The sequence below is a fragment of the Streptococcus sp. LYSM12 genome, from assembly GCF_004569635.1.
In the GTDB taxonomy this organism is placed as follows: domain Bacteria; phylum Bacillota; class Bacilli; order Lactobacillales; family Streptococcaceae; genus Streptococcus.
This window is the reverse complement of record NZ_SPOZ01000061.1, coordinates 1-1,337: the sequence shown is the minus strand read 5'-3', so window position 1 is coordinate 1,337 and position 1,337 is coordinate 1. Positions and strand designations below refer to the sequence as shown.

Below are 1,337 nucleotides of genomic sequence, written 5' to 3'. Positions count from 1 at the left end.
GTGCCATTGCCGTCAACCCAAGCCGTCATTCGTCCCCTGTCATCGTACTCGTAGCGGGTCGGAACCCCCATGGCATCGGTATAGGTGATGAGATGGCCATTCTCATCGTAGTCGTAGGTAAGCGTGGAGCCATTTGGAACTTGTACAGCACCGATGTAGCCTGCTTCATTGTAGGTCAGGCTATAAACGAGACCGGTTGGCGAGGTCACCTTGGTGAGCTGGTAGTTCTCATTATAATCAAAGGTTGTCTTGTTGCCTTTTTCATCTGTCTGACTGGTTAAGAGACCGTGGAAATTAAAGACTTTTTCTTGATGTTCTGTATCGGTAATGCGGTACTCTTTGACCTCGTACTTTTCTTTTTCTTCACCGCCAAAGTCGCCCTCCTTGGTGTCAACGGTCTTGACTTGGAGGGTTAGGTAATAGCCTGCTGGTGCCTTGTAGCTATCGCCATCTTTGGTAAATGTGAGAATAGAGCCGTCTGCGCGGGTATAGTAGATGGTTTGGTTTTCATCACTTGAAAGCTGCTCGTTAAAGGCAAAACTCCAGCCACGACCAAAGAGACTATTGATGCCTGCCGCCTTGGAATTGTAGGTGCGGGCAATCTCAAAGTCGCCATCAATATCAGGGATGGACACATCCACCCGCTCCAGATAGAAGTTCCCTGTGTTGAGGTTAATGGGTTCAAAGCCAAACTCACAATGAAGACCCCGTCCCATGAGAAGCATGTCCACATCTGCTTTCACCTTATCATTCAAGGCTGGTGGATTATAGGGTTTATTGGCATTCTTTCTCGGATTGCGGATAAAGAGGGTATTGTTTTTCACCACCAACATATCCTGAATGCGGTTGTCATAGGCAATTTGATTGAGGGGGACACCGTAGTAGGCCGCAATTTTCGGTAAGGTATCGTACTGGGTGACCTTGTAAATCAGGAAGCTGTCACTGGTCTTCTTCCCACTGGTCTGGTCGTCCTTTCGACTTTCGGCATCGATGGTATAGAGGGTGTTGAGGGCTGGATCGGTAAAAGGATGAACAGTCTGCCAGTTGGAGAGCTTGTCTCGGTACTTGGTGGTCCCTGCTTCAAAGGCAGATTCAAAGGGACTGGTATTGGGATACTTGTAGGAATAGCTGGCTGTGTTATTCCCTGTATATCCCTTAGCCGCATCACTCAAATTGTAAGTAACAGTAGCACCAGGCGTTGTTAAACCATCCGCAAAGACCCCTTGGAACTGGAGTTTGCCCTGCTTATCGGTCTTGACCATGGTCCGCAGGTTAATCGTGGTCTGACCCAGCCCATAATTCATATCGACAGGGTCGGGCACTGACCACTGGATGGT

Annotated in this window: 1 protein-coding gene; it reads right to left on the bottom strand. The window is 48.6% G+C overall.

The window, feature by feature from the left end; genetic code table 11:
- Positions 1 to 1,304 (bottom strand): DUF6531 domain-containing protein (locus E4T79_RS10675; RefSeq protein WP_245168108.1); only part of this gene is annotated, 1,304 nt, incomplete at its 3' end.
- Between the last annotated feature and the right edge of the window lie 33 nt (positions 1,305 to 1,337).